Source organism: Cellulophaga lytica DSM 7489, assembly GCF_000190595.1.
GTDB classification, from domain to species: domain Bacteria; phylum Bacteroidota; class Bacteroidia; order Flavobacteriales; family Flavobacteriaceae; genus Cellulophaga; species Cellulophaga lytica.
This window is the reverse complement of sequence record NC_015167.1, coordinates 1,245,550-1,269,217: the sequence shown is the minus strand read 5'-3', so window position 1 is coordinate 1,269,217 and position 23,668 is coordinate 1,245,550. Positions and strand designations below refer to the sequence as shown.

Sequence of the window (23,668 nt, the reverse complement as noted above, 5' to 3'; positions counted from 1 at the left end):
TTTGTTGGAGATTTTATTTTTTACTTTTACAACTATTATGAAGATAACGCAAAATTACTCGAGAATTATAGCTGGTACAATGACCTGGGGAAGCTGGGGGAAAAACTTATCTACAGCAGAAATAGATAAGCTAATACACCATTGTTTAAATGTTGGCATAACAACTTTTGACCACGCAGATATTTACGGTGGCTATACAAATGAGGCTATGTTTGGTGCTGCATTTGCAAACAGCGGAGTTTCTAGAGAAAATTTACAGCTTATTACCAAATGTGGTATACAATATGTTTGTGATGCTAGAGAGGCTAAAATTGGACATTACCAATACAACAAGGAATATATTATTGAGTCGGTTCATCAATCTTTAAAAAATTTAAAAACAGATTATATAGATTTTTTATTGCTTCATAGGCCAAGTCCATTAATGCATCCTTTAGAAATATCTGAGGCTATTTATCAGCTTAAAAGCCAGGGTAAAATAATAGATTTTGGAGTCTCTAATTTTACACCTTCGCAAATACAAATGATTGAGACTGTGGTTCCTGTTGCTGGTAATCAGGTAGAGTTTTCATTAACCCAAAACACTGTTATGTATGACGGTACTTTAGATGACTGTATTACAAATAAAAGAATGGCAATGGCTTGGAGTTCTTTAGGGTCTTATTTTAAGGAGACAAATGAGCAAACTAAACGTATTAAGGATAGTTTAAACCAACTTACTAAAAAATACAATGCAACCGAAGATCAGTTGTTGTTGGCTTGGGTTTTAAAACACCCTGCTAACGTGCATCCTGTGGTTGGTACTGCTACTCCAGAACGTATAGCGGCATCTGTTAACGCTTTAGATATTAAGTTAGAATTAGAAGATTGGTTTGTGTTGTTAAAAGCTAGTCAGGGGCATCCTGTTCCTTAAAAAATTATACAAAAAATGAATAAAAATAAAATTGCATTAATTACTGGCGCTACAAGTGGTATTGGTATGGCAACGGCCAAATTATTTGCTCAAAATAATATAAACTTAGTGCTATGCGGACGCAGACAAGAGCGTTTAGATACGCTTAAAAGGGAGTTAGAGAAAGAAGTTGCTGTGCACACTTTAACTTTTGATGTACGCAACAAAACAACTGTTTTAGCACAAATAGAGAGTTTGCCAAACAATTTTAAAGATATTGATATTCTTATTAATAATGCAGGTAACGCACACGGTTTAGAGCCTATACAAGATGGAAGTTTAGAGGACTGGGACGCAATGCTAGATATTAATGTTAAAGGGTTGTTATATGTTTCTAAAGCTGTAATTCCTAATATGATAGCTAAAAAGTCTGGGCACATTATAAATATTGGTTCTACAGCTGGTAAAGAGGTATACCCAAAAGGCAACGTGTATTGTGCTAGTAAGCACGCTGTAGATGCCATAAATCAAGGAATGCGTATAGATTTAAATCCGTATAATATTAAAATTGGTGCTGTAAATCCAGGAATGGTAGAAACCGAATTTAGTGAAGTAAGGTTTAAGGGAAATACAGAAAAAGCGGCAAAAGTTTACCAAGGCTTTAAACCATTACAACCCGAAGATATTGCAGATATAATACATTTTGTTGTAACCAGGCCATACCATGTAAATATTGCAGATTTGGTGGTAATGAGTACAGCACAAGCAAGTAGTACAATTGTAAATAAAAACTGATTTTTTTTGTAACGCAGCACTTTTAAAATGATTAATAAGCGACTTTTAGTTAAAAACCTTCTGGCTCATAATGACGAGAATAGTTTTTATGACAAAAAGCGCTTTATAGATATTGGTCAAAAAGAAGGCAAAGCAAAATTTTTAAAGCACGTATGCGCTTTAGCAAATAGTAATCCTCACAACAATTCATTTATTGTAATTGGCGTAGAAGATGAAGATAACACAATAGTTGGTGTAGATTTTTTTGATGATAGTAAAATACAAAATTTAGTAAATGCGTATTTAGATAATCCTCCTTTAATTTCTTATGAAAACATACCGTTTCCTCAGCTTCCAGAAGGTAAAGTGGTGGGTTTAGTAACCATAAAATCTAACGGTAAAGTATGTGCGCTGCGTAAAAATATTTGGAAATATTACGGTGGCTCTGTATTTTTTAGAGAGGGTAGTATAAGCTTGCCAAAAGCGTACAATGTAGAACTAAAAGATATTAATTCTGCAGCAGTTGCAACTATAGAAAAACACGCCAAAAATAATATAGAACTTACTTTAGATGGTGTTATAGACTTTATAAACAACCGTCATAAAGACCTAACAAGTAATTATAAAGTTTTTAAAGAACAGTTTGTGGTTTGTTGGGCCGGAAATCAAAAAAAAATAAAAGACCAAACATTCTATTCCAGGGTAGATATAGAATTAATTAACGAGCAAGTAAAACTGTTTTATTCTAATTTAGATGAAATAACAATAGCCTTTAATGACGATTCTTTTACCACTACAGAGTATGTGCAATTGGGTTTGGGTAAGCAACAAAAGTATTATCCGTTTGAAAAAGTAATTTTAAATTTTAATGATAACGGAAAGTATTTTATACAAAGTACTTTAATATTTAATCCGCCACAATACAATAAAAAATCATTGCATCATATTTTTAATGCAACCAATACTTTAGTAGATAAGTTAGAAAAGCAACAACAGCTAACAAAACAAGAAGAAGCAGATTTGCAACAGTTGCCAGACATTTATTTAATTTGTTTTTTAAATGATTTTCCTGATGCATTTTTACAAATGGAAAGAGCAAAACCATTAATAAAAAAACACAATAAAAATGTGTATATGTCTTTAAAAGAGGCTTTTAGAATTTTAAGAAAAGTAAAGTATAATTAAACTTGCCTAGTTAAGAACATAAATTTAATAGCTTTTTAAAGTTTATTAGTTTGATGATAGCCTTAAAAACACTATCTTTTTTCAGTAAAATTAAAACACTACCACAATGGGAATATTTGATGAAATTAAAAAGAAATTAAGTCACGAATTTATAGATATAATAGAATGGTTAGATAATACTGACGATACTATTGTACACCGTTTTGAGCGTTACCAAAACGAAATTAAAAATAACGCAAAACTAATTGTTAGAGAAGGACAAGTTGCAGTATTTGTAAATGAAGGGCAACTAGCAGATGTTTTTAATCCAGGGACATATACTTTAAACACTCAAAACTTACCAATTTTAACCACTTTAAAAGGTTGGAAATATGGTTTTAATAGTCCGTTTAAAGCAGAGGTTTATTTTGTAAACACACGCTTATTTACAGATGAAAAATGGGGTACTAAAAACCCAATTATGCTTAGTGATGCACGCTTTGGGTTAACAGAAATTAGAGCATTTGGTACGTATAGTTTTAGAATAGAAGATGCAGGTAAATTTGTAGTAGATGTTGTAGGTACAGATGGTAATTTCACAAACTATGAAGTTAATGAACACCTTAAAAGCTTAATAGTTACACGTTTTACAGATACTGTTGGTGAGGCTAATTTGCCAATAGAACTATATGCAGCTAATACAACAGAATTGTCTGACACTTGCCAAGAGGTAATGAAGCCAGAGTTTAGTCGTATTGGTATAGAATTAGAGAAATTCTACATAGAAAATGTGTCTATGCCAGAAGAGCTTAAAAAAGAAATTTTTGAGTACAGTAGGTTGGATAAGTTAGATTTAAATAAATTAACCCAATTTAAAACAGCAAAAGCAATTGAAGCAGCTGCCAAAAATGATGGTGGTACAGCAGGTGCTGGTATGGGAATGGGAATGGGCTTTGTAATGGCGCAACAAATGGGCGGAATGATGAATCCGCAAATGATGCAACAACAGCCAGCAGTACAGCCACAAGGAGCGGCCGTGCCTCCGCCAATGCCAACACAAGTACAGTATTTTTATGCTGCAAATGGTCAACAAATGGGTCCTGTTACTTTTGATAAGCTAAAAGAGCTTTTTGCAAACAGAACTATTAATAAAGATTCATTAGTTTGGAAACAAGGAATGGCAAATTGGTCTGCTTTGCAAAACGTAGAAGAATTAAAAGTGTTTTTAGGCGGTAACACACCACCACCTTTACCAACAGTATAATACTCTAATCTTCATCAACCTAAAAAAATTTTTACCCTTTAGTTAGTGGTAATTTTTATGGAAGAATTAAAACAATCTGAACAAAAGAAATCTTGTGCCAATTGTGGTGCAGAGTTAAAATACAAACCCGGCTCACAGCAATTAAGCTGTGGGTATTGTGGGTATGAAGAGTTTATAGAACAAGCTAAAAGTAGTTTTGAAGAGTTAGAACTAGAGCATTACTTAAAAGCTGTTGGAGACAATGCTTATACAGAAACTATAGAGTTGTTGCATTGCAAAAACTGTGGAGCAAATCAGCATATAGAAGAAAACTACAAGTCCTTACACTGTGTGTATTGTAGTGAGCCCTTAATTACAGAAGACATAGAAAAGGAAGGTTGGATTTTGCCAAGTGCTGTAGTGCCTTTTCAAATAGATACAAAAAAAGCAAGAAGCATTTTTAAAAACTGGGTTAATGGTATTTGGTTTGCGCCTAATAAGCTAAAAAAAGCGGCACTAGATCCAGAAGGTATTCGTGGGTTGTATATGCCACATTGGACTTTTGATGCTAATATGACTGCAGATTATATAGGCAAAAGAGGAGAGTATTATTATGTTACCAAAACATATAAAACCAAAAACGGAACAAGCACAAGGCAAGAGCGTAGAACAAGATGGTACCCAGCATCTGGTACTGTTAATGGCTTTGTAGATGATATTTTAATTAATGCGTCAGAAAAAAAACAGAGAGAAGTACCATCAAAAGTTGCTTTTTGGAATCTGAAAGAATTAAAACCGTACAACTCTAGTTTTTTAGCAGGTTTTGTAACAGAAAAGTATACCATTTCTTTAAAAGAAGGGCATCATCAATCTTTTGCTAAGGCCAAACAAATTGCACACAATTGGATACGAAGTGATATTGGTGGAGATACACAGCAAATATCTTCAACAGATATCAAACTAAAAGATGAAACTTTTAAACATATTTTATTGCCAATTTATATTAGTGCATACAATTACAATGGTAAAGAGTATAGGTTTTATGTAAACGGACAAACAGGAAAAATAAGTGGTACCAGACCATATTCATTCTGGAAAATATTCTTTTTAATACTTTTTATAGTGCTAGTAATTGCATTATTTATATTATTTGCTCAATGAGAAAATTAGTAATAGGAGACATACACTCAGGCTTAAAAGCATTAGAACAGTTGTTGCAAAAAGCAGCTGTAACTACAAACGATCATCTTATCTTTTTAGGTGATTATGTAGATGGGTGGAGTGATGCCGTAGAAACAATTAATTATTTAATAGCGTTAAATAAAACGCATAACTGTACTTTTATTAGAGGTAATCATGATGAGCTTTGTCTTAATTGGTTAAAAACAGATGAGCATAATGATACTTGGGTTTTACACGGCGGGCAAGCTACACAAACCTCTTACTTGGGTATTGATAATGCTACAAAAAAAGAACATATAGCTTTTTTAGAAAATCTAGAAAACTATTATTTAGATGAAGAAAACAGGCTTTTTTTACATGCAGGTTTTACCAATTTAAAGGGTGTAGATTTTGAGTATTTTGAAAAAACTTTTTATTGGGATAGAACATTGTGGGAGCTTGCCTTAGCAGTAGATCGTGCCTTAGCAAAGGAAGATAAAAAATACCCGCCCCGCTTATTAAAATATAACGAAATATATATAGGGCACACACCTGTTACACGCATAGGAAAAACAGTGCCGCAAAATGCTGCAAATGTTTATAATATAGATACAGGTGCTGCTTTTAAAGGACCTTTATCTATGTTAAATGTAGATACAAAAGAGGTGTGGCAAAGCGACCCTGTTACAACTTTTTATCCTACAGAAAAAGGAAGGAATTAAAAATTATTGTCGACCTTTGTTAAAAATAACTAGTATTATATGTCTGCACACAACATAAGATTAGAGGTAATGAAAGCCATTGAGGACAAAGTAGAAGGTTTTATAGACAGCTACTTAGTTCCTATTGAAAAAATATGGCAGCCAACAGATTTTTTACCAGACTCTCAGAGCGATAACTTTTTTAATGAGGTAGAGCAAATTAGAGAAGAGGCCAAAGAATTAGGATATGATTTTTGGGTTACTTTAGTGGCAGACACTATTACTGAAGAGGCATTACCAACCTATGAGTCTTGGTTAATGGATGTAGAAGGTGTAGACCAACATGATGGTCCTGAAAATGGATGGGCTAAATGGGTTAGAAACTGGACAGCAGAAGAAAACAGACACGGAGATGTGTTAAACAAATATTTATACTTATCTGGTAGAGTGAATATGCGAGAGGTTGAAATTACTACGCAGCATTTAATTGCAGATGGTTTTGATATTGGAACGGATAGAGATCCGTATAAAAACTTTGTTTATACTTCTTTTCAAGAATTGGCTACCAACATATCTCATAAAAGAGTTGGGCAAATGGCTAAGAAAAAAGGAAATACTTTACTAGGTAAAATGTGTAATATTATTGCTGGTGATGAAATGCGTCATCACTTAGCATACAGAGAGTTTGTTAAAGTAATTATGGATCAAGACCCTAACGGAATGATTTTAGCTTTTGCAGATATGATGAAGCGTAAAATTGTTATGCCAGCACACTTTTTGCGCGAGTCTGGCGGTAGCATAGGTACTGCTTTTGAAACTTTTAGTAATTGTGCACAAAGGTTAGGAGTATATACAGCTCAGGATTATATAGAAATTCTTAGCAAGCTTAACGGTTATTGGGATATTGAAAATTTAAGAGGTTTAAATGATTCTGCAGAAAAAGCAAGAGATTATTTAACTAAATTACCATCTAGATTACAACGTATATCAGACCGTATGAAAATTGATGAAGACCAATACCACTTTAAATGGGTACAGGCAAATGGTATGCTTTAATACCGTTTTATACATAAAACAAAACCCCAATTCTTATAAGGAATTGGGGTTTTTTGCTTGGTTGTTGATGTTGTTATAGTTTACCGTGTTTGTGCTCACTTTGCCATTTTTGCAAATCGGCCCATTTGCCTTCATAGCACATTTTTGCTTGCATTGGCCATGAAGATGGGTCATGTATTCTATAACGTTCTCCACCAGAGTTTAAAACTTCTTGGCACTTAGCTACTGTAGCTTCAGATAATGCTTTCCAAGTTTTAATATCAAACGTATGAAAAAGACCTTCAATTTTAGGTCCAATTCCTTCTACTAGTTTTAAATCGTCTTGTTTTACTTTTTTACCAAAAACAGCTTTTGCTGCAGCAGCATCAAAAGCAATGCCGGCATCTTGTGTTGGAGTTGGTGCCATTGCAGCTACAGGTGGTGTAACAACTGCTTTGGCAGCTTCTTTGGCTTTAGCTCTACAAGTATCTAAATCTGCCTGTAATTGTGTATTTTTAGCGGTAAGTTGGTCTTTGTCTGTTGTTAGCTTACTGTTTTTGTCTTTCCATAACTGTAAGTCTTCAGAGTTGTCTATAATCTCTTTATTGCCTTTGCCTAACAGATAGCCAAGAATTGCACAAATTATGCCTACTAAAGCAGGTATAATCCAGCACCAGATGTTTGTGTTTTCCATATTTAAGATAGTTTGTGTGTTTATTTTAATGTTATTACTGTTCTTCTATTTTGAGCTTTACCTTCTTCTGTGTCATTGGTTGCTATAGGCTCATCAGGGCCTTTAGAAGATGTGTTTATTTTAGAAGGAGAAATGCCGTTGTTTGTTAGGTATTCTTTAGCAAATTCTGCTCTTTTAAGTCCAAGGCCAATATTTGTTGTTCGGTCTCCTGTATTATCAGTATGGCCAACTACATTGCACATTGCTCCTTCTACTTTATCTAAATATGTAGATATATCTGCTATTTTTTGTCTCTGTTCTGCAGTTAAATTTATGGCTGCCTGTCCTGTTTTAAAATGAAGAACTAATGGATTGGATTTAATTTTTAAGTAAAGAGCATCCATTTGTGCTGTGTTGTCTTCTGCTATAACAGCGTCATAGGCAACTGGACCAATATAAATACTATCTTTAGGTACCATAGAATTCATTAATTGTCCGGAAATATTTAATTTAGAAGAGGGTACGCCGCTTGCAACTACATAATTTTTAATGGTATTTGCCCTGGCTATACCTAAGTTTGGGTAAGCAGACTTGTTCTCTTCTTCAGCCGTGTAGTAGCCTGTAATGGTAACTGCGTTTTTAGGATCTTTATCTATGTACTGTTGTATTGCAACTACACCTTTATTTACATTTTCAGATAATGGCTCTTGGTATGCAAATTCTGAGCTTTTAAAGTTAAAATTGTCATTGCTGTCAAATTCAAAACCATTTCCTTTTAAAGAAAAAGGATAAGCGGTTGCTTTTGGTTCAATTGGGGTTTGAACTTCTTCATTTGTGTCTGTTACAGTATTTGAATCTGTAGTTGCAAATCCGCAACATGTACAGCACGTAATAAAAAAGTAAGTTCCTACCAGAATTGTGATAATAATTCCGAGTAGATACATTAGTTTTTTTGTCATAATGGTCTGGTTTTTTTGTGTTTACGCTACAATGTAAAAAAAAATTATTTAAAATGTTAAAAATGTTAAAGAAATACGCATTCTTAAACTTTTTTTAATGAATTTTTTACTTTTTGCAGTTTAACTTACCAGTTATGTACTAAAACCTACCAGATATACATTGTTTGCTTGTAAATATATAATTCTATGCAAAACGTAGAAATATTAATATTACTTTTATGGTATCATAGTAGGAAAAAAACCCTGTTCTCCCGCAAAGTGCGGCATTGAATTTGGGTTTTTTTCATTATAATATTAGTTAGTTAGCTAAGTTTATTTAGTGATTACAAAAAAAGCCGCTGTATACAATTGTATGCAGCGGCTTTGTATGTTGTATTAAACTAGTTACAAGTTAAATTTAATTCCTTGTGCCAGTGGTAATTCTGTAGTATAGTTAATAGTATTTGTTTGTCTTCTCATATATACTTTCCAAGCATCTGAACCAGACTCTCGTCCTCCTCCAGTTTCTTTTTCGCCACCAAAAGCACCACCTATTTCTGCACCAGAGGTACCAATGTTTACATTAGCAATACCACAGTCAGATCCTTGAACAGATAAAAAGTGTTCTGCTTCTCGTAAATTATTAGTCATAATTGCAGAAGACAAGCCTTGTGCAACACCGTTTTGCATTTCTAGGGCATTTTCTACACCACCAGAATATTTTAATAAGTATAAAATAGGAGCAAACGTTTCATGTTGTACAATTTCAAAAGAGTTTTTAGCTTCTGCAATTGCTGGTTTAACATAGCAACCACTTTCATAACCTTCTCCTTCTAAAACACCGCCTTCTACTACAATGTTGCCACCTTCTTTAACAACTTTGTCTAAAGCATCTTGATACATTTTTACTGCATCTTTATCTATAATTGGTCCAACGTGGTTATTTTCATCTAAAGGATTACCAATACGCAGCTGATTGTATGCACTAATAACGGCATCTTTTACCTTATCATAAATAGAGTCATGTATAATTAACCTACGTGTAGATGTGCAACGTTGGCCAGCAGTACCAACAGCACCAAATACAGCGCCAATAACAGTCATTTTTATATCTGCATCTGGTGTAACAATAATGGCGTTGTTACCGCCTAATTCTAACAAAGATTTACCCAAACGCCCAGCAACCTCTTTAGCAACAATTTTACCCATTCTTGTAGATCCTGTGGCAGAAACTAGAGGAATACGGGTGTCTTTAGTCATCATTTCACCAACCTTATAATCGCCATTTATTAAGTTACAAATACCTTCTGGCAAGTTATTAGCAGCAAAAACTTCTGCAGCAATGTTTTGGCATGCTACGCCACACATAGGTGTTTTTTCGCTAGGTTTCCAAACGCATACATCTCCGCAAATCCAAGCTAAAGCAGTATTCCAAGCCCACACAGCAACAGGAAAATTAAATGCAGATATAATACCAACTACGCCAAGTGGGTGGTATTGCTCATACATTCTATGTCCTGGACGCTCAGAGTGCATTGTTAGTCCGTGTAGTTGTCTAGATAATCCAACAGCAAAGTCGCATATATCTATCATTTCTTGAACTTCACCTAAACCTTCTTGGTAGCTTTTTCCCATTTCATAAGATACAAGTTTACCAAGCGCTTCTTTTTTTTCTCTTAATTTTTCTCCAAACTGACGTACAATTTCTCCACGTTGTGGAGCTGGCATTGTCCTCCAGGTTTTAAAAGCACTAGTAGCAGTTTGCATTACAATATTGTAATCTTCTTTTGTGGTAGCTTTTACTTTACCAATAAGTTTGCCGTCTACTGGGGAATAACTTTCTATAATGTCTCCGTTAGAGAAATTATTAGAACCGGTAGAAGTTCCTTCATTAATATCTTTAAGGCCCAATTCTTTTAAGGCGCTTTCTATTCCAAAAGATGCTGCTATTTCTGACATTTTTATAACTTTTATATTAAAAATTGTTACGTTTCACACAAAGTTACAAATAAATGTTCTTTGTTTAACAAAACTAGGTATTGGTTTGTTTTAGGAATTTTTATGCTTTGGTAGCTAATCTTCATCTGCCGTATACCTACTATCTACAGGCATTACAGTGCCGCAGTTGTTGCAAGTACGGTGTTCTTTAGAACCATAAAATATTTTAAAATGACTTAGAAAGTCTTTTTCAATATCGTTTAAGGTAAAATAAGCTTCATAAAGTTTGTGGTTACAATTGTCACAATACCAAAGTAAACCATCATCTACACCAAGGTTGTTTCTTTTGCGTTCTATAACTAAGCCAATAGAGTCTTTGTGGCGTACAGGAGAATGTGGTACTTTTGCGGGGTGCAGGTACATATCTCCAGGGCCTAGTTGCATAGTTTTCTTTTTACCGTCTTCTTGTATGTGTACTTCTATAGTACCTTCTAGTTGGTAAAAAAGTTCTTCGGTTTCATTATAGTGGTAGTCTTTTCTGGCGTTTGGGCCTGCTACAACCATAACTATATAATCACCTGCATCTTTATATAAGTTTTTATTACCTACAGGTGGCTTTAAAGTATCTCTATTTTCAGAGATCCATTTGTTTAAATTAAAGGGTGCTTTTATAGCCATATATCTTTTCTTTTGTTAGCAACAATGCTTATCAAATTTAAGAAAAGAAAATAGTTTAACCGCGTGTTACTTGTATAAGATTTGGGTAACGTAGTGTTCACCGTTGGTGTTTGTAAGTATACAAATTCCTGTATACTCATAATTGGTTTCTATATTATCTTTATGGTTAGGACTATTTAGCCAAGCGTTTAGTATTTGTTGGGCGTTACTGTATTGGTTTGCTACATTTTCTGCTACTAAAGTTGCATTAGTTTCAGAAGATAAATTTTCTGCTCTTTCTATAAAATTATCATGATTAATAGCATTAATTTTTATCATATAAATATTGTGCTCTTTAGCGTACCTGTAAGCATTATTACTTATTTGTAATTTTTCTAAGCCAATATTGGTTCTGTGGTTGTTAATTAAAGTAATTAGTTCAGCCTCCATTTGAGTTGCTGCAACTTCTTCATAAAGTTCATCTACACCATCAGTTTTATTACAGCTTATAAAAAAAATAAGCAAAAGAGAAATTAGGGGAATTTTCATCTTACACATAACAATCAATTTTCATTTAAAAAATATAGTTGTTGTAAAGGTATAAGTATAAGTGCTTGTGTTAGTGTTAAATACTATGTATGACGAATTAAAAACGGTGAAATGTTTTTTTTTAGATTAAGTGCATTATTAAAAGTTAATTGTAGTTACCAATGATATTTTTACTTGTAAAAAAGTTGGGTATAATAATAATCGCCGTTTTGTTTGTGCATAACACTAATACCTGTGTGGGTGTAATCTCCTTCTAAATTGGCTTTATGTCCTTCACTTTGTAGCCAACTTTGCAATGTTTCTTGAGCAGATGTGTAACTACTAGCAATGTTTTCTGCTATGTAATTGGCTCCGGTTTCATTGGCTATGGCTTTTGCCCTTTCCTCAAAATTAGCATGGCTTAAATCTTTTGTGTTAGCCATATACTCGCTATGTGATGTAGCATATTTTTTAGCAATAGTACTTGTTTTTAATGGCTGTAAACCTAAAGATTCTCTATGAGAATTAACTTGTATGAACAAGTTGTTTTCTAGCTCTGCATTGCTCATTAAGTTAATTTCATCTTCTAAATTATCTTTAGAGCAGCTAAAAACAATAGAGGTTATAAGGACTAGTAATACGTAAGTTAACTTTTTTAACATGGTTAGTGTAAAAGAGGTTTAATGGTTAAGTTGGTTTAATTTATGGTTAAGATAAATAAAAAGTGGCAACAAAAGGATAAATAAATACGTTGTTGTTAAATAATTTATTTTTAACAGGATAATACCCAGTTTACAGGGAGTATTCTATGTATTTTAAATAGTACTTTTACCAAAACTAATTTTTTTATGAAAACCAAGTCTATCTTTTTTGTTTTATGTTTAGCCCTTTTTTTTGGGTGTAAAAAAAAGGTCACAACTGTAGATGCAGAGTCCGCTGCAAAATATGCAGAGTATGTGTCTGAGTATACACAAGGTATTATTTCTACAAAAGCACCAGTGCAAATTGTTTTAAGTAAGCCTGTAAATGATTGGACAAATGGTAAAGATTTAAGCTCAAGTATTTTAGATATTTCTCCTAGTGCATCAGGAAAAATAAAAGCTATAAATGAAAATACTATAGTTTTTACTCCGTCAAAAGCTTTAAAGCAGAATACTGAGTATACCTTTTTAGTAAACTTAAAAGAAATTTATAAAGATATTCCTAGTGATTTAGAAGAGTTTGCTTTTTCTGTTAATACAATAAAGCAAGAGTTTAGTGTAACGTTAAGTCCTATGCAGGCATACTCAAAAGAATATCAATATATAGACTTGCAATTAAGGTCTGCAGACGTTTTAACTCTAGAAACCGTAAAAAAACTAACCACTGCTACTTATAAAGGTAAAAAGTTAGCTTTTAAATATAATAACAACCCTAAAAATGGAACTCAGTTTCAGTTTAAGTTAGATAGTATTAAAAGGTACAAAGAAGATGAAAAGTTAGAATTGGCTTATGATGGTAACTCTTTTGATATTGACACAAAGGGTAAAATTGATGTTGTGATTCCTGGTAAAAACAACTTTTCAATATTAAACGTAGATGTAAGACAAACAAGTAGTCCGGTTGTAAAAATTAATTTTTCAGACCCATTAAAAAAAGGTCAAAATTTAAAAGGGTTAGTAGTTTTAGAGAATGATGCAAACCCTAAATTCTCTATTAAAGGAAATACATTATACCTATACCCGTCACAAAACCACACAGGATCCTTATTGTTAGAGGTTTTTGATGGTATACAAAGAGGAGACGGTGTAAAACTTAAAAAAAAATATACAGAGCGTATAGCTTTTGAGCAAATTAAACCACAGGTTAGAGCGTTGTCTAACGGTGTTATTTTGCCATCATCTACCAACTTAAAAGTAAATTTTGAGGCCGTAAACTTAAAAGCTGTAGATGTTAAGGTATTTCGTATTTATGAAAACAATGTACTTCAGTTTTTACAAGTAACAGAGTTAGGTGGTAACAACCAATTACGTAGAGTTGCAAGGCCAATTGCAAGTAAAAAACTAGAATTAATAGATGAGCTTACGGTAAATAGTGGTAAATGGCAAGCACATGCTTTAGACTTAACAAACTTAATAACACCAGAAAAAGGAGCTATTTACAGAGTAGAGTTTTCATTTAAACCGCAATACAGTTTATATACTTGTAGTGATGGCACAAACTTTAGTCCTTTTGATGAAGAGGAAGACAATGATGATTTTGATGAAGAAACTGAAAGTAGCTATTGGGATAATTCTGAAAGTTACTACAACAATGATTATAGCTGGAGTGAAAGAGAAAATCCTTGTCACACATCATACTATGTAAATAAAAAAGTAGGAATTAATGTTTTGGCCACAGATATAGGTGTTACTGTAAAAAAAGGAATTAATAACAGCTATTTTGTTGCAACATCAGACCTAGTAACAGCCAAGCCAATAGTAGGTGCCAAAGTTACTTTTTACAATTACCAGCAACAGGCATTAGGTACTGTAACAACAAGTGCAGAAGGAGTTTCTTTTTTTGATGCAGACCACTTAGCATTTTTTGCAGTAGCAGAGTTTAAGGGGCAAAAAACTTACGTTAAACTTAATGACGGTAACGCATTATCTGTAAGTAAGTTTAAAGTAAATGGTGTTAAATTACAAAAAGGAATTAAAGGGTATATTTTTGGAGAACGTGGTGTTTGGCGTCCAGGAGATATGTTGTACTTGTCTTTTGTTTTAAATGATAATGCAAATAAATTACCAGCAAATCATCCTGTAAAATTAGAATTGTTAGACCCATATAATGATGTGGTTCATAGAGAGGTAAAAACTGTAGGTGTAAATAATTTTTATAGTTTTCCTATACAGACAGATGAAGATGCTATGACAGGAGACTGGTTGGCAAAAGTATCTGTAGGAGGTGCGCAGTTCACAAAAACCATTAAAATTGAAACCATTAAACCAAATAGGTTAAAAATTAAAAACGATTTTGGAAAGGGCATCTTAAAAGGAGGAAAACCAATAAAAGGAACAATGGAAGTTAAGTGGTTGCACGGTGCAATTGCAAAAAATTTAAATACAGATATAGCTGCTAAATTTAATGCGGTAGAAACAAAATTTAAAAATTACCCAGGCTATATTTTTGATGATCCAAGTAGAGGTTTTTCTGCAGAAGAACAAATGGTTTATAATGGTAAAATAGATGCAGAGGGTAAAGCTAATTTCGCTATAAATCCACAATTAGAGAGTAACCCTCCAGGAATGTTAAAAGCATCTTTTGTAACTAAAGTTTATGAAAACGGAGGAGATTTTAGTACAGATGTTTTTACTAAAGAATACTCTCCTTACCAAACTTATATAGGGCTTAATGTGCCAAAAGGCGATAAGTCTAAAGGGATGTTGTTAACAGACATAAAGCATAATTTTGAAGTGGTTTCTGTAGACCAAAACGGAAAGCCAAAAGCAACTAAAAACTTAAAAGTAGCCATATATAAAATACAATGGCGCTGGTGGTGGGAGACTTCTGAAGATAACCTAACTCACTATGGCAATAGCGGTTACAGAAATAAGATTTTTGAAACTACAATTAGTACAAACTCTAAAGGAAAAGGAAATTTTGAATTTGAATTGAAATATCCAGATTGGGGAAGGTATTTAGTTAGAGTAGAAGATGAGAATGGCGGACACGCAACTGGTAAAGCGGTTTATATAGATTGGCCAGGTTGGGCAGGTAAGTCTAAAAAGAACGATCCGTCTGCGGCTACAATGCTATTATTTTCATCGGATAAAGAAAAATACAATGTTGGTGAAACAGCAACCTTTACATTTCCTAGCTCAGAAAATGGAAGAGCATTGGTTACCGTAGAAAATGGGAATGAGGTTTTAGAGTCTCTTTGGGTAGAAGCCCAAAAAGGAGAAACTAAGTTTACAATACCAATGACAAAAGAGTTTACACCTAACGTGTTTATTCATATTTCTTTATTGCAACCACACGCTTCTACACAAAACGATTTGCCAATACGTATGTATGGTGTAATTCCAATCTCTGTAGAAAATAAGGAAACAAAATTAGAACCAGAAATTGAAATGCCAGATGTGCTTAGGCCAGAAGAAACAATTAATGTTAAAGTAAGCGAAAAAGATGGCAAAGCAATGACGTATACTATTGCTATTGTAGATGAAGGTTTGTTAGATTTAACAAGGTTTAAAACACCAAACCCTTGGGGAACTTTTTATGCAAATGAGGCATTAGGAGTAAAAACTTGGGATATTTATGATGATGTTATTGGTGCCTTTGGCGGCAGAATAAATCAGGTATTTGCTATTGGTGGTGATGATGAACTTGCTGGGGCTAAAAACAAAAAAGCAAATAGGTTTGAGCCTATGGTGGTGCATTTAGGCCCTTTTAAATTAGAAAAAGGACAAACTAAAGCGCACAAAATAAAAATACCAAAATATGTAGGTTCTGTTAGAACTATGGTTGTTGCAGCAGACTCAGAAAAAGAAGCCTATGGTAGCCAAGAAAAAACAACCCCTGTACGTAAACCGCTAATGATTTTAGCATCATTACCACGTAAAATAACTCCAGGAGAATCTGTAATATTACCAGTTACTGTTTTTGCTATGGAGAAAAAGGTTAAAAACGTAACAGTAAAAATTAAAGAAAATAAAGCCTTTACTATAGAAGCAGGCAATAGCAAGTCGTTAAAGTTTACTACTCCAGATGAAAAAATGGCGTATTTTGTTCTTAAGGTTTCAGACTTTAAGGGTATTGGTAAAGTAGTTGTAGAGGCGTCAGGTAACGGAGAAAAAGCATCTTTTGAAATTCCAATAGATGTGGTAAATCCAAATCCAGTAACAGCAGAGGCTACAAGCTATGTATTAAACGCTAATAGTAGTAAAACCATTAGTTTAGAAACCTTTGGTGTAGACGGTACTAATACTGCATCTGTAGAGCTATCTACATTACCTCCAATGAATTTTAATGGTAGAATGCAGTATTTAATTCGTTACCCACACGGTTGTGTAGAGCAGACTACATCTGGTGCTTTTCCACAGTTATTTTTAGCAGATATTTTTGATATGCCTAAGTCTAAAAAAGAAAAAGTACAGAAAAATGTAGAAATGGCTATAAACCGTTTAGCAGGTTTCCAAAAATCAAACGGAGGTTTATCATATTGGCCAGGTCAAAGTAATGCTAATGACTGGGGAACAACCTATGCAGGACACTTTATGTTAGAAGCAGAAAAAAGAGGATATGTGTTGCCAATAGGGTTTAAATCTAAATGGATTACATATCAAAAAAATATAGCAAAGCAGTATAGAACCAGTGGTAGATATACACTGTTGCCGCAAGCATACCGTTTATACACTTTGGCATTAGCTGGTAGTGCAGATGTTGCGTCTATGAACAGGTTACAAGAAACAAAAGACTTGTCTAACCAATCTAAATTAAGACTAGCAGCTGCTTATGCCCTTATTGGTCAAAAATCTGTAGCAGCTAAGTTAATGAACAGTGCAACGTTAGATTTTACAAATAGTAAACATAATTATGGCACTTATGGGTCTACAGAGCGTAACAAAGCTATGGCATTAGAAACTATGTCTATAATGGAGAACAAAAAAGCGTCTCAGCAGTTGGCAAAAGAAATTGCAGAAGCTTTAAATAGTGATAAGTATATGAGTACACAAAGTACAGCATATAGCTTATTAGCAATGGCTAAGTTTGCAGATATGGTTGGTGGTAAAGGCATTAAAGCTACGCTAAAAGTTAATGGTAAAAGAGATAATGTTAGCACTAGTAAAACATTAGCTAACAGAGCGCTTTCTATTAAAAAAGGAAGCAACTCTGTAGAAATTAAAAATAATGAGGGTAATACACTTTATGTAACCTTAGTTAATAGTGGTAAGTTACCTGTTGGGCAAGAAAAAACAGTGCAAAATAACCTTAGTGTTAATGTAGTGTATAAGTCTAGAAATGGAAATGTTATAGATGCATCACAAATACAACAAGGAACAGATTTTGTTGCTGAGGTTGTACTTAAAAATACTACCAATAGTAAAATTGAAGATGTAGCGTTAACAGAAATTTTTCCTAGTGGATGGGAAATTGTAAACACACGTTTTACAGATTTTGGAAGCTTTGCAGAAAACAATGTAACCTATACAGATTTAAGAGATGATAGAGCTAATTTTTATTTTGACTTAAGAGAAAATGAAACTAAAAGCTTTAGAGTTTTACTAAATGCATCATACCTAGGAACATATTATTTACCTGGTGTGCAAGCAGAAGCTATGTATGATAATGATTACCTGGTACGTACAAAAGGACGTTGGGTAGAGGTTGTAAAATAAATACAACTTCTACGCAACCTTTTTTAAATTTTTGGTTCTAATTAGTATATAACAATTATAAAATTAGAATTATGAAATTTAAATTAGCTTGTATTGGTTTACTTGGTGTTTTATTCTTGAATTGTTCTTCAGATGATGATCTGGTTTGCGCAGAAGATTATACAGGAGAATTAACAGCGGTAGAAAGCGTGTTACAAGGTACTTAGGTATTAACGGCGGTAGAATCTAGTGTGGCGGTAGATTTAACAGATGATGAAGAAGATAACCCTATAAAAGACATTTTTGTACAAAGTACAGATTGCCAAAATGATGCTATATACAGTTTTATGGCAGACAGAAGTTTTACGTTTAAACAAGGTTTAACAGCTGCAGATTGTGAGCAAAAGAGTGATATTTTAGGAACTTGGCAATTTACGGGTAGCGTTTTAAATTTTTCTAGTGCGTGTACAATTTTTAGTTCGCAAATAAATTTAAATGAAGATGAAACAGCTTTTTCTATAGAAAGTCTGTTAAATATAAGAGATATAAATAACCAATTGGTTGAAGCTGAGGTAACATATACCTACACTAAAAATTAATTATAACCAACAAAGCTTAGAGCGTCTAAGTTTTACTTAGGCGCTTTTTTATGCTTAAAAAAGTAGTTTTTAAAGGGTTTCTGTAGGGTGTTCTTGTGTTTCTTCCATAACAAAAGTAAAAACTAGCTCGCCTATAGTTTTTATAGGTGTGTAAAGAGCAGAACTTTTTATAGTTTCTTGTTTTACAATTTGTAGTTTGTTGTTGGCTTGGTCTAAAAACAAAAGTAATGCTCCAATAATTACGGCAACCTTTAACGCACCAAATAGTCCGCCAGCAATTCTATTTAAAGTGCCTAGCATAACAGCTTTAGCTACTTTGGTAAGTAATTTGCCAACCAAATTAATAATAAGTACAACAACAATAAAAGTTAATATAGAAGATGCAATATGTATAGTGCTTTGGTCCCATTGCCATTTTTCAGTTAGGTAATTGCCAATAATATAAGAGAAGTGTATGGCGGTATAAATACCAGCAACTAAAGCTACTAGGGAGGCTACCTCTATTAAAAGTCCGTTTTTAATGCCTTTGTAAAGTCCCCAAATTAGTAGTATGCCAAGTATAATGTCTAAAAAATTCATTCTCAAGTGTTTTTACAAATATAGGATATTGATTTGTACCTTTACATCTTATTAAAAAACAGAATAAAACAACATAAATTTTGCAACTATAACAATGTCAAGAGATACCGAATTAAAAGAGAGATGGGATGTTTTAGTAGAAAAACTATCAGCACAATTTGCAGATGGTGATACGCTAGAGCTAGATGCAATTATATACTTGGTAGGCATACAAGAATTAGGTAAACCACACGCTAAATATAAAAAAGACGAAAAAATAAATTTAATGCATATTGCCATATGTAGGTTACTAGAGCCTTATGGTTATTATGAGTTTGAAATGTTTGATGAAGACGGATGGCCACATTATAAAATAAAAGAAGAGTTGCCAACATTAAAAGCAGGCGAACAAAGTGTTTTAATGAAAGAAGCTTTGGTAAACTATTTTGTAGAAAAACAATACATAGACTAAATAGTAAAGTACAATTATTAATATGGGTTTTGTAGGAAAACTTAAAAATACGGTAATTGGTAAATTTTTACGCAACAACCCTAAAAAAAGCATAGCAGTAGCAGTACTGCTTATTGCATATTATTTTTGCTTACCAAAACAACTTTTTAATGTGCCAACAGCTACTGTTGTAGAGAGTGAAGAAGGTTTGCTTTTAGGAGCGCAAATTGCTAGTGATGGTCAATGGCGTTTTCCTAAAGTAGATAGCATACCTAAAAAATTTGAGCATTGTTTACTACAGTTTGAAGATGCACACTTTTACAAGCATTTTGGTTTTAATCCTGTTTCTATAGCAAAAGCTGTTGGGCAAAATATAAAAGCAGGTAAAACAGTACGTGGTGGTAGCACCATAACACAACAAGTAATACGTTTAGCGCGTAAAGGCAAAAGCAGATCTTATGCAGAAAAATTTATAGAGCTTATATGGGCAACACGCCTAGAGTTTAGGTATAGCAAAGAAGAAATACTAAAAATGTATGCTAGTAATGCACCCTATGGAGGTAATGTTGTAGGCTTAGAGGTTGCATCTTGGCGTTATTTTGGACTAAAATCTCATCAATTATCTTGGGCAGAAACTGCAACATTGGCCGTTTTGCCAAATGCTCCAAGTTTAATATATCCGGGTAAAAACCAGCAACGTTTGTTAGTAAAAAGAAATAAATTACTGCGTAAGTTGTTAGCTAATGGTATAATTAACAAAACAACTTATGACCTAGCCTTGCTAGAAGAGTTGCCTCAAAAACCATATGCTTTGCCGCAAAATGCACAGCATTTGGTTACACATTTATCAAAAAAACATAAAGGAGAAAGGGTAGTAAGTACTATAAAAGCTCCCTTGCAGGCAAGTGTAAATGCTGTAGTACAAAAACACTACTCTCACTTAAAACAAAACCAGGTTTATAATGCTGCTGTTCTAGTTTTAGATGTTAATACACGCAAAGTATTAGCATATGTAGGTAACACAAAAACAGATAAAAATCACCAAAAAGATGTAGATATGGTGCAAGCCAACCGTAGCACAGGTAGTACCATAAAACCATTATTGTATACCGCAATGTTAGATGCTGGTGAGCTATTACCCAATATGTTGGTTGCAGATATACCTACACAAATTGCAGGGTACACACCTCAAAATTTTAATGAAGACTTTAGTGGTGCTGTAGAGGCTAAAAAGGCATTAGCTAGATCATTAAATATACCTGCTGTTAGGTTGTTACAATCCTACGGGCTGCAAAAATTTAGAGATCAGTTAGACTTGTTTAACCTAAAAGGTATAAACAAATCTGCAGATCATTATGGATTAACATTAATTTTAGGAGGTGCAGAAAGTAGTCTTTGGGACTTGTGTAAAACTTATGCATCTATGGCATCTACGGTAAACCATTTTAATACAACATCTAGCGAATATTTTACAAAGGAATTTGCAGAACCAGTGTTAAAAGCAAATGATACTGTAGATTTTGGAAAAAAATCTACAGAAAAAACAATTTTTGATGCAGCAAGTATATACCTCACTTTTGAAGCAATGAAAGAGGTAAATAGACCAGAGGGACAAGAATCTTGGGAGTTTTATGACTCGTCTAAACCAATTGCCTGGAAAACAGGTACCAGTTTTGGTAATAAAGATGCTTGGGCAATTGGAGCAACCAAAAATTATGTTGTTGGTGTTTGGGTTGGTAATGCAGATGGTGAGGGTAGGCCAAATGTTACAGGTGTTACTAGTGCAGCACCAATTTTATTTGATGTTTTTAATGTTTTACCTAAAACAAGTTGGTTTTTAAAGCCTTTAGATGAGTTTACAGAAATAGATGTATGCAGTAATAGCGGTTATTTAGCAACGCCTAACTGCCCTACTAAAAAAATAGGTATACCTGCCAAACAAAACTATGTAAAGGCTTGCCCTTACCATAAATTAGTGCATTTAGATGCCAAGCAGCAGTTTCAGGTAAATACTTCATGTGAGTTGTTAGAGAATATGGTAACTAAGCCTTGGTTTGTATTGCCTCCTATACAAGAGTTTTACTATAAAAAAACCAACGTTACGTACAAAACATTACCAGATTTTAGAAACGATTGTAAAACTGAAAATGCTAAGGTAATGGAGTTTATTTACCCAAAATCTGGAGCAAAAATAACCTTGCCTAAAAATTTTGAAGGAGAAACCAATGAGCTGGTTTTAAAAATAGCACACTCTAAATCTAAAACAAAAGTTTTTTGGTATGTAGACGATAGATTTGTAAAGCAAACAGCAACATTTCATGAAATAGCTATTTTGCCAAAACCAGGCGTGCATAAAATTACCGTTGTAGATGAGGTTGGTAATGATGCTGTTATTTGGATAACAATACTAGAGTAGCTGTAACTACCCTAGTATTAAATTATATTTTATGGTAAAAGAACACTAGCTATTTTAAACTTTAGTTCTTTTAATGCTTGTTCGCTTTCTACTAAAACTTCTATAGTCCAGTTTGGCTGTGCTTCTTCTTTTAAGCTAATACTAAGCTTATGTGAGCCATACTTACTACTGCCGTAATTCATTTTTTCACCATCAGCATTATAAATTAAAATTTCAACAATTTTTTCGTTAGGATCTTCTACATAGAAAGACAATGCATTTTCATTTCCAAAGCTTCCAAAACCATCAAAAAACTGTTTAAAAGCATCAACAGTTTCTGCCATACCTTCTGCTATTACTCCAGATTCTTTTAACTCGTTAAGCTTTTTTTGGTATTCTTTTTCATCTTTTTCTTTAAGTTTTTCCAAAGCAGCTTTGTCTACTAAGGTAACTTTAACGTCTTTGTATTTTTTACCAAGTAAATTTTTATTGTAGTAGTTAAGCGGATTTTTAACAACTACTTTTCCTCCATTAGCTTCGGTAGGACTAAAATATTTTAAAACACCTTCTATGTTAACCAAATTAGTGGCTTTACGCGTTGGTGCTTCAAGCTTAATATCTAATTCGTTATTATTGCTATAGTCATCACCAAAAAAGCTTTCCTTTTTTTGTAATGTGCTACCATCATCAGCAGCTGCGTTAGTGATAGATTTTATTTTTACCTGGTTAAATTCATCAACCTTAATGCCTTTAATTAGAGCAGAAAGTTCTACAAAACTTTTATCAGACTCTAAATGTCGTTCTTCTTTAATATCATTTACAAATAAATTTACGTCTTGTGCTAATGTTAATTTGGTGCATAATCCTAATGCTATACAAACAAGAACTTTTTTTGTCATTTTTTTGTTTTTAAAATTGAATAGTTGAAAAATAAATAGTTTTTTTATAACCTGCGGTGTATAGTTTATTTCGTATTTTTTTATACTGCTGCACGTGTGTTGGTGTATAAATAAAATAGGTAGGAATCTCTTGGTTGTCTACGGTTAAAAACAGTGGTATTAATGCTTCAGTTTTGTTTTCTAATGGTAGTTTGTGCATTACTTTATATTCGCATTTTATACCTTTAGCCTCACATTCTTTAGTTATTTCACTAATAGCAATAATAGCATCTACCCTAAGTTTGCCAGTTACACTAATTTCCGGAACATTTGAAAATAGCTCGTTGTTAATATTGGTTTTAAAAGTAAGATTGTCTTTTTCTAAGTTTAAATCTTGATACTGAAAAAACAAGCCCTCGTCTAACAAATTATTTACTTTTTTGGTGCCCATTGCACTTCTTATTAAAATAATTGGAGCAATAATAACAAAAATAATAATGGCTAAAATTAGCCCAATGATTGAGGAAATAATAGCGCGCCCACTAAAGCAACTTTTAAAAATTAAGTCCCAATAATTGGCAATAGAGTTGGTTTGAAAACAGTATTTAACAATTTTAATAATGTTTCCAGAATTGATAAAAAAATTGATAAGTAAAATAATAACACCTGCTACAAGCAAAAGTATTCTAATTCCGTCCATAAGGTTATAAATTTGGTTAAGGTTATTTGTTTTAGGCAAATGCTT

The 23,668-nt window shown here is 33.2% G+C and carries 20 protein-coding genes and 1 pseudogene; 12 read left to right on the top strand and 9 right to left on the bottom strand.

The window, feature by feature from the left end; all coding sequences use genetic code 11:
* Positions 1-37: 37 nt before the first annotated feature.
* The 7 genes from CELLY_RS05730 to CELLY_RS05700 all read left to right on the top strand — a co-directional run bounded on the left by CELLY_RS05730 (position 38) and on the right by CELLY_RS05700 (position 6,991).
* Positions 38-913, top strand: coding sequence for an aldo/keto reductase (locus tag CELLY_RS05730; protein ID WP_013620713.1), 876 nt, complete (start codon positions 38-40; stop codon positions 911-913).
* A 15-nt stretch (positions 914-928) separates the two neighbouring features.
* A complete protein-coding gene (locus tag CELLY_RS05725; RefSeq protein ID WP_013620712.1) occupies positions 929-1,687 on the top strand; it encodes an SDR family NAD(P)-dependent oxidoreductase in 759 nt (252 codons plus the stop codon).
* 27 nt (positions 1,688-1,714) lie between these two features.
* A complete protein-coding gene (locus CELLY_RS05720) occupies positions 1,715-2,851 on the top strand; it encodes an ATP-binding protein (RefSeq protein WP_013620711.1) in 1,137 nt (378 codons plus the stop codon).
* A 106-nt stretch (positions 2,852-2,957) separates the two neighbouring features.
* Positions 2,958-4,094 (top strand): SPFH domain-containing protein, encoded by a 1,137-nt coding sequence (locus CELLY_RS05715; RefSeq protein WP_013620710.1) that lies wholly within the window; start codon positions 2,958-2,960, stop codon positions 4,092-4,094.
* A gap of 57 nt (positions 4,095-4,151) precedes the next feature.
* Positions 4,152-5,234 carry a TFIIB-type zinc ribbon-containing protein gene (locus CELLY_RS05710; RefSeq protein ID WP_013620709.1) on the top strand — a complete coding sequence of 361 codons (1,083 nt, stop codon included), beginning with the start codon at positions 4,152-4,154 and terminating at the stop codon, positions 5,232-5,234.
* A complete protein-coding gene (locus tag CELLY_RS05705) occupies positions 5,231-5,956 on the top strand; it encodes a metallophosphoesterase family protein (RefSeq protein ID WP_013620708.1) in 726 nt (241 codons plus the stop codon). The genes CELLY_RS05710 and CELLY_RS05705 overlap by 4 nt, the downstream gene beginning before the upstream one ends.
* A gap of 39 nt (positions 5,957-5,995) precedes the next feature.
* Entirely contained in the window at positions 5,996-6,991 is a 996-nt protein-coding gene (locus CELLY_RS05700) for an acyl-ACP desaturase (protein ID WP_013620707.1), read from the top strand.
* 73 nt (positions 6,992-7,064) lie between these two features.
* Here CELLY_RS05700 and CELLY_RS05695 read toward each other — a convergent pair whose 3' ends face one another.
* From CELLY_RS05695 to CELLY_RS05670, 6 genes are all read right to left on the bottom strand, one after another.
* Positions 7,065-7,664: a hypothetical protein gene (locus CELLY_RS05695; RefSeq protein ID WP_013620706.1), complete on the bottom strand. Its 600-nt coding sequence runs from the start codon at positions 7,662-7,664 to the stop codon at positions 7,065-7,067.
* A gap of 20 nt (positions 7,665-7,684) precedes the next feature.
* The gene (locus tag CELLY_RS05690; protein ID WP_013620705.1) at positions 7,685-8,602 is read right to left on the bottom strand and encodes an OmpA family protein; all 918 of its coding nucleotides are present in this window, start codon (positions 8,600-8,602) and stop codon (positions 7,685-7,687) included.
* A gap of 384 nt (positions 8,603-8,986) precedes the next feature.
* A complete protein-coding gene (amaB, locus tag CELLY_RS05685; protein WP_013620704.1) occupies positions 8,987-10,540 on the bottom strand; it encodes an L-piperidine-6-carboxylate dehydrogenase in 1,554 nt (517 codons plus the stop codon).
* A 114-nt stretch (positions 10,541-10,654) separates the two neighbouring features.
* Positions 10,655-11,197, bottom strand: coding sequence for a 3-hydroxyanthranilate 3,4-dioxygenase (locus CELLY_RS05680; RefSeq protein WP_013620703.1), 543 nt, complete (start codon positions 11,195-11,197; stop codon positions 10,655-10,657).
* A 66-nt stretch (positions 11,198-11,263) separates the two neighbouring features.
* Positions 11,264-11,734 carry a CAP domain-containing protein gene (locus CELLY_RS05675; RefSeq protein ID WP_013620702.1) on the bottom strand — a complete coding sequence of 157 codons (471 nt, stop codon included), beginning with the start codon at positions 11,732-11,734 and terminating at the stop codon, positions 11,264-11,266.
* A gap of 161 nt (positions 11,735-11,895) precedes the next feature.
* Complete coding sequence (locus tag CELLY_RS05670) at positions 11,896-12,366, bottom strand: CAP domain-containing protein (RefSeq protein ID WP_013620701.1); 471 nt, start codon at positions 12,364-12,366, stop codon at positions 11,896-11,898.
* 186 nt (positions 12,367-12,552) lie between these two features.
* Between CELLY_RS05670 and CELLY_RS05665 the strand changes: the two genes are divergently transcribed.
* From CELLY_RS05665 to CELLY_RS05660, 3 genes and pseudogenes are all read left to right on the top strand, one after another.
* A complete protein-coding gene (locus CELLY_RS05665; RefSeq protein WP_013620700.1) occupies positions 12,553-18,063 on the top strand; it encodes an alpha-2-macroglobulin family protein in 5,511 nt (1,836 codons plus the stop codon).
* Positions 18,064-18,134: 71 nt separating this feature from the next.
* Entirely contained in the window at positions 18,135-18,269 is a 135-nt protein-coding gene (locus CELLY_RS17280; protein WP_013620699.1) for a hypothetical protein, read from the top strand.
* A 12-nt stretch (positions 18,270-18,281) separates the two neighbouring features.
* Positions 18,282-18,641: pseudogene (locus tag CELLY_RS05660) on the top strand (DUF5004 domain-containing protein); the annotation flags it as partial.
* A 69-nt stretch (positions 18,642-18,710) separates the two neighbouring features.
* On the opposite strand, the gene CELLY_RS05655 reads toward CELLY_RS05660, so the two are convergent.
* Positions 18,711-19,220, bottom strand: coding sequence for a CvpA family protein (locus CELLY_RS05655; RefSeq protein WP_013620697.1), 510 nt, complete (start codon positions 19,218-19,220; stop codon positions 18,711-18,713).
* 94 nt (positions 19,221-19,314) lie between these two features.
* On the opposite strand from CELLY_RS05655, the gene CELLY_RS05650 reads away from it, so the two are divergent.
* On the top strand, positions 19,315-19,671 hold the full coding sequence (locus tag CELLY_RS05650) for a hypothetical protein (protein WP_013620696.1): 357 nt from the start codon (positions 19,315-19,317) through the stop codon (positions 19,669-19,671).
* Between the two features lie 22 nt (positions 19,672-19,693).
* A complete protein-coding gene (gene pbpC / locus CELLY_RS05645; RefSeq protein ID WP_013620695.1) occupies positions 19,694-22,066 on the top strand; it encodes a penicillin-binding protein 1C in 2,373 nt (790 codons plus the stop codon).
* Positions 22,067-22,095: 29 nt separating this feature from the next.
* Here the strand turns inward: pbpC and CELLY_RS05640 are convergent, their stop codons facing one another.
* Together CELLY_RS05640 and CELLY_RS05635 are read right to left on the bottom strand one after the other, a co-directional pair.
* On the bottom strand, positions 22,096-22,944 hold the full coding sequence (locus tag CELLY_RS05640; RefSeq protein ID WP_013620694.1) for a hypothetical protein: 849 nt from the start codon (positions 22,942-22,944) through the stop codon (positions 22,096-22,098).
* Positions 22,945-22,954: 10 nt separating this feature from the next.
* Entirely contained in the window at positions 22,955-23,623 is a 669-nt protein-coding gene (locus tag CELLY_RS05635) for a hypothetical protein (RefSeq protein WP_042256708.1), read from the bottom strand.
* Positions 23,624-23,668 lie beyond the last annotated feature (45 nt).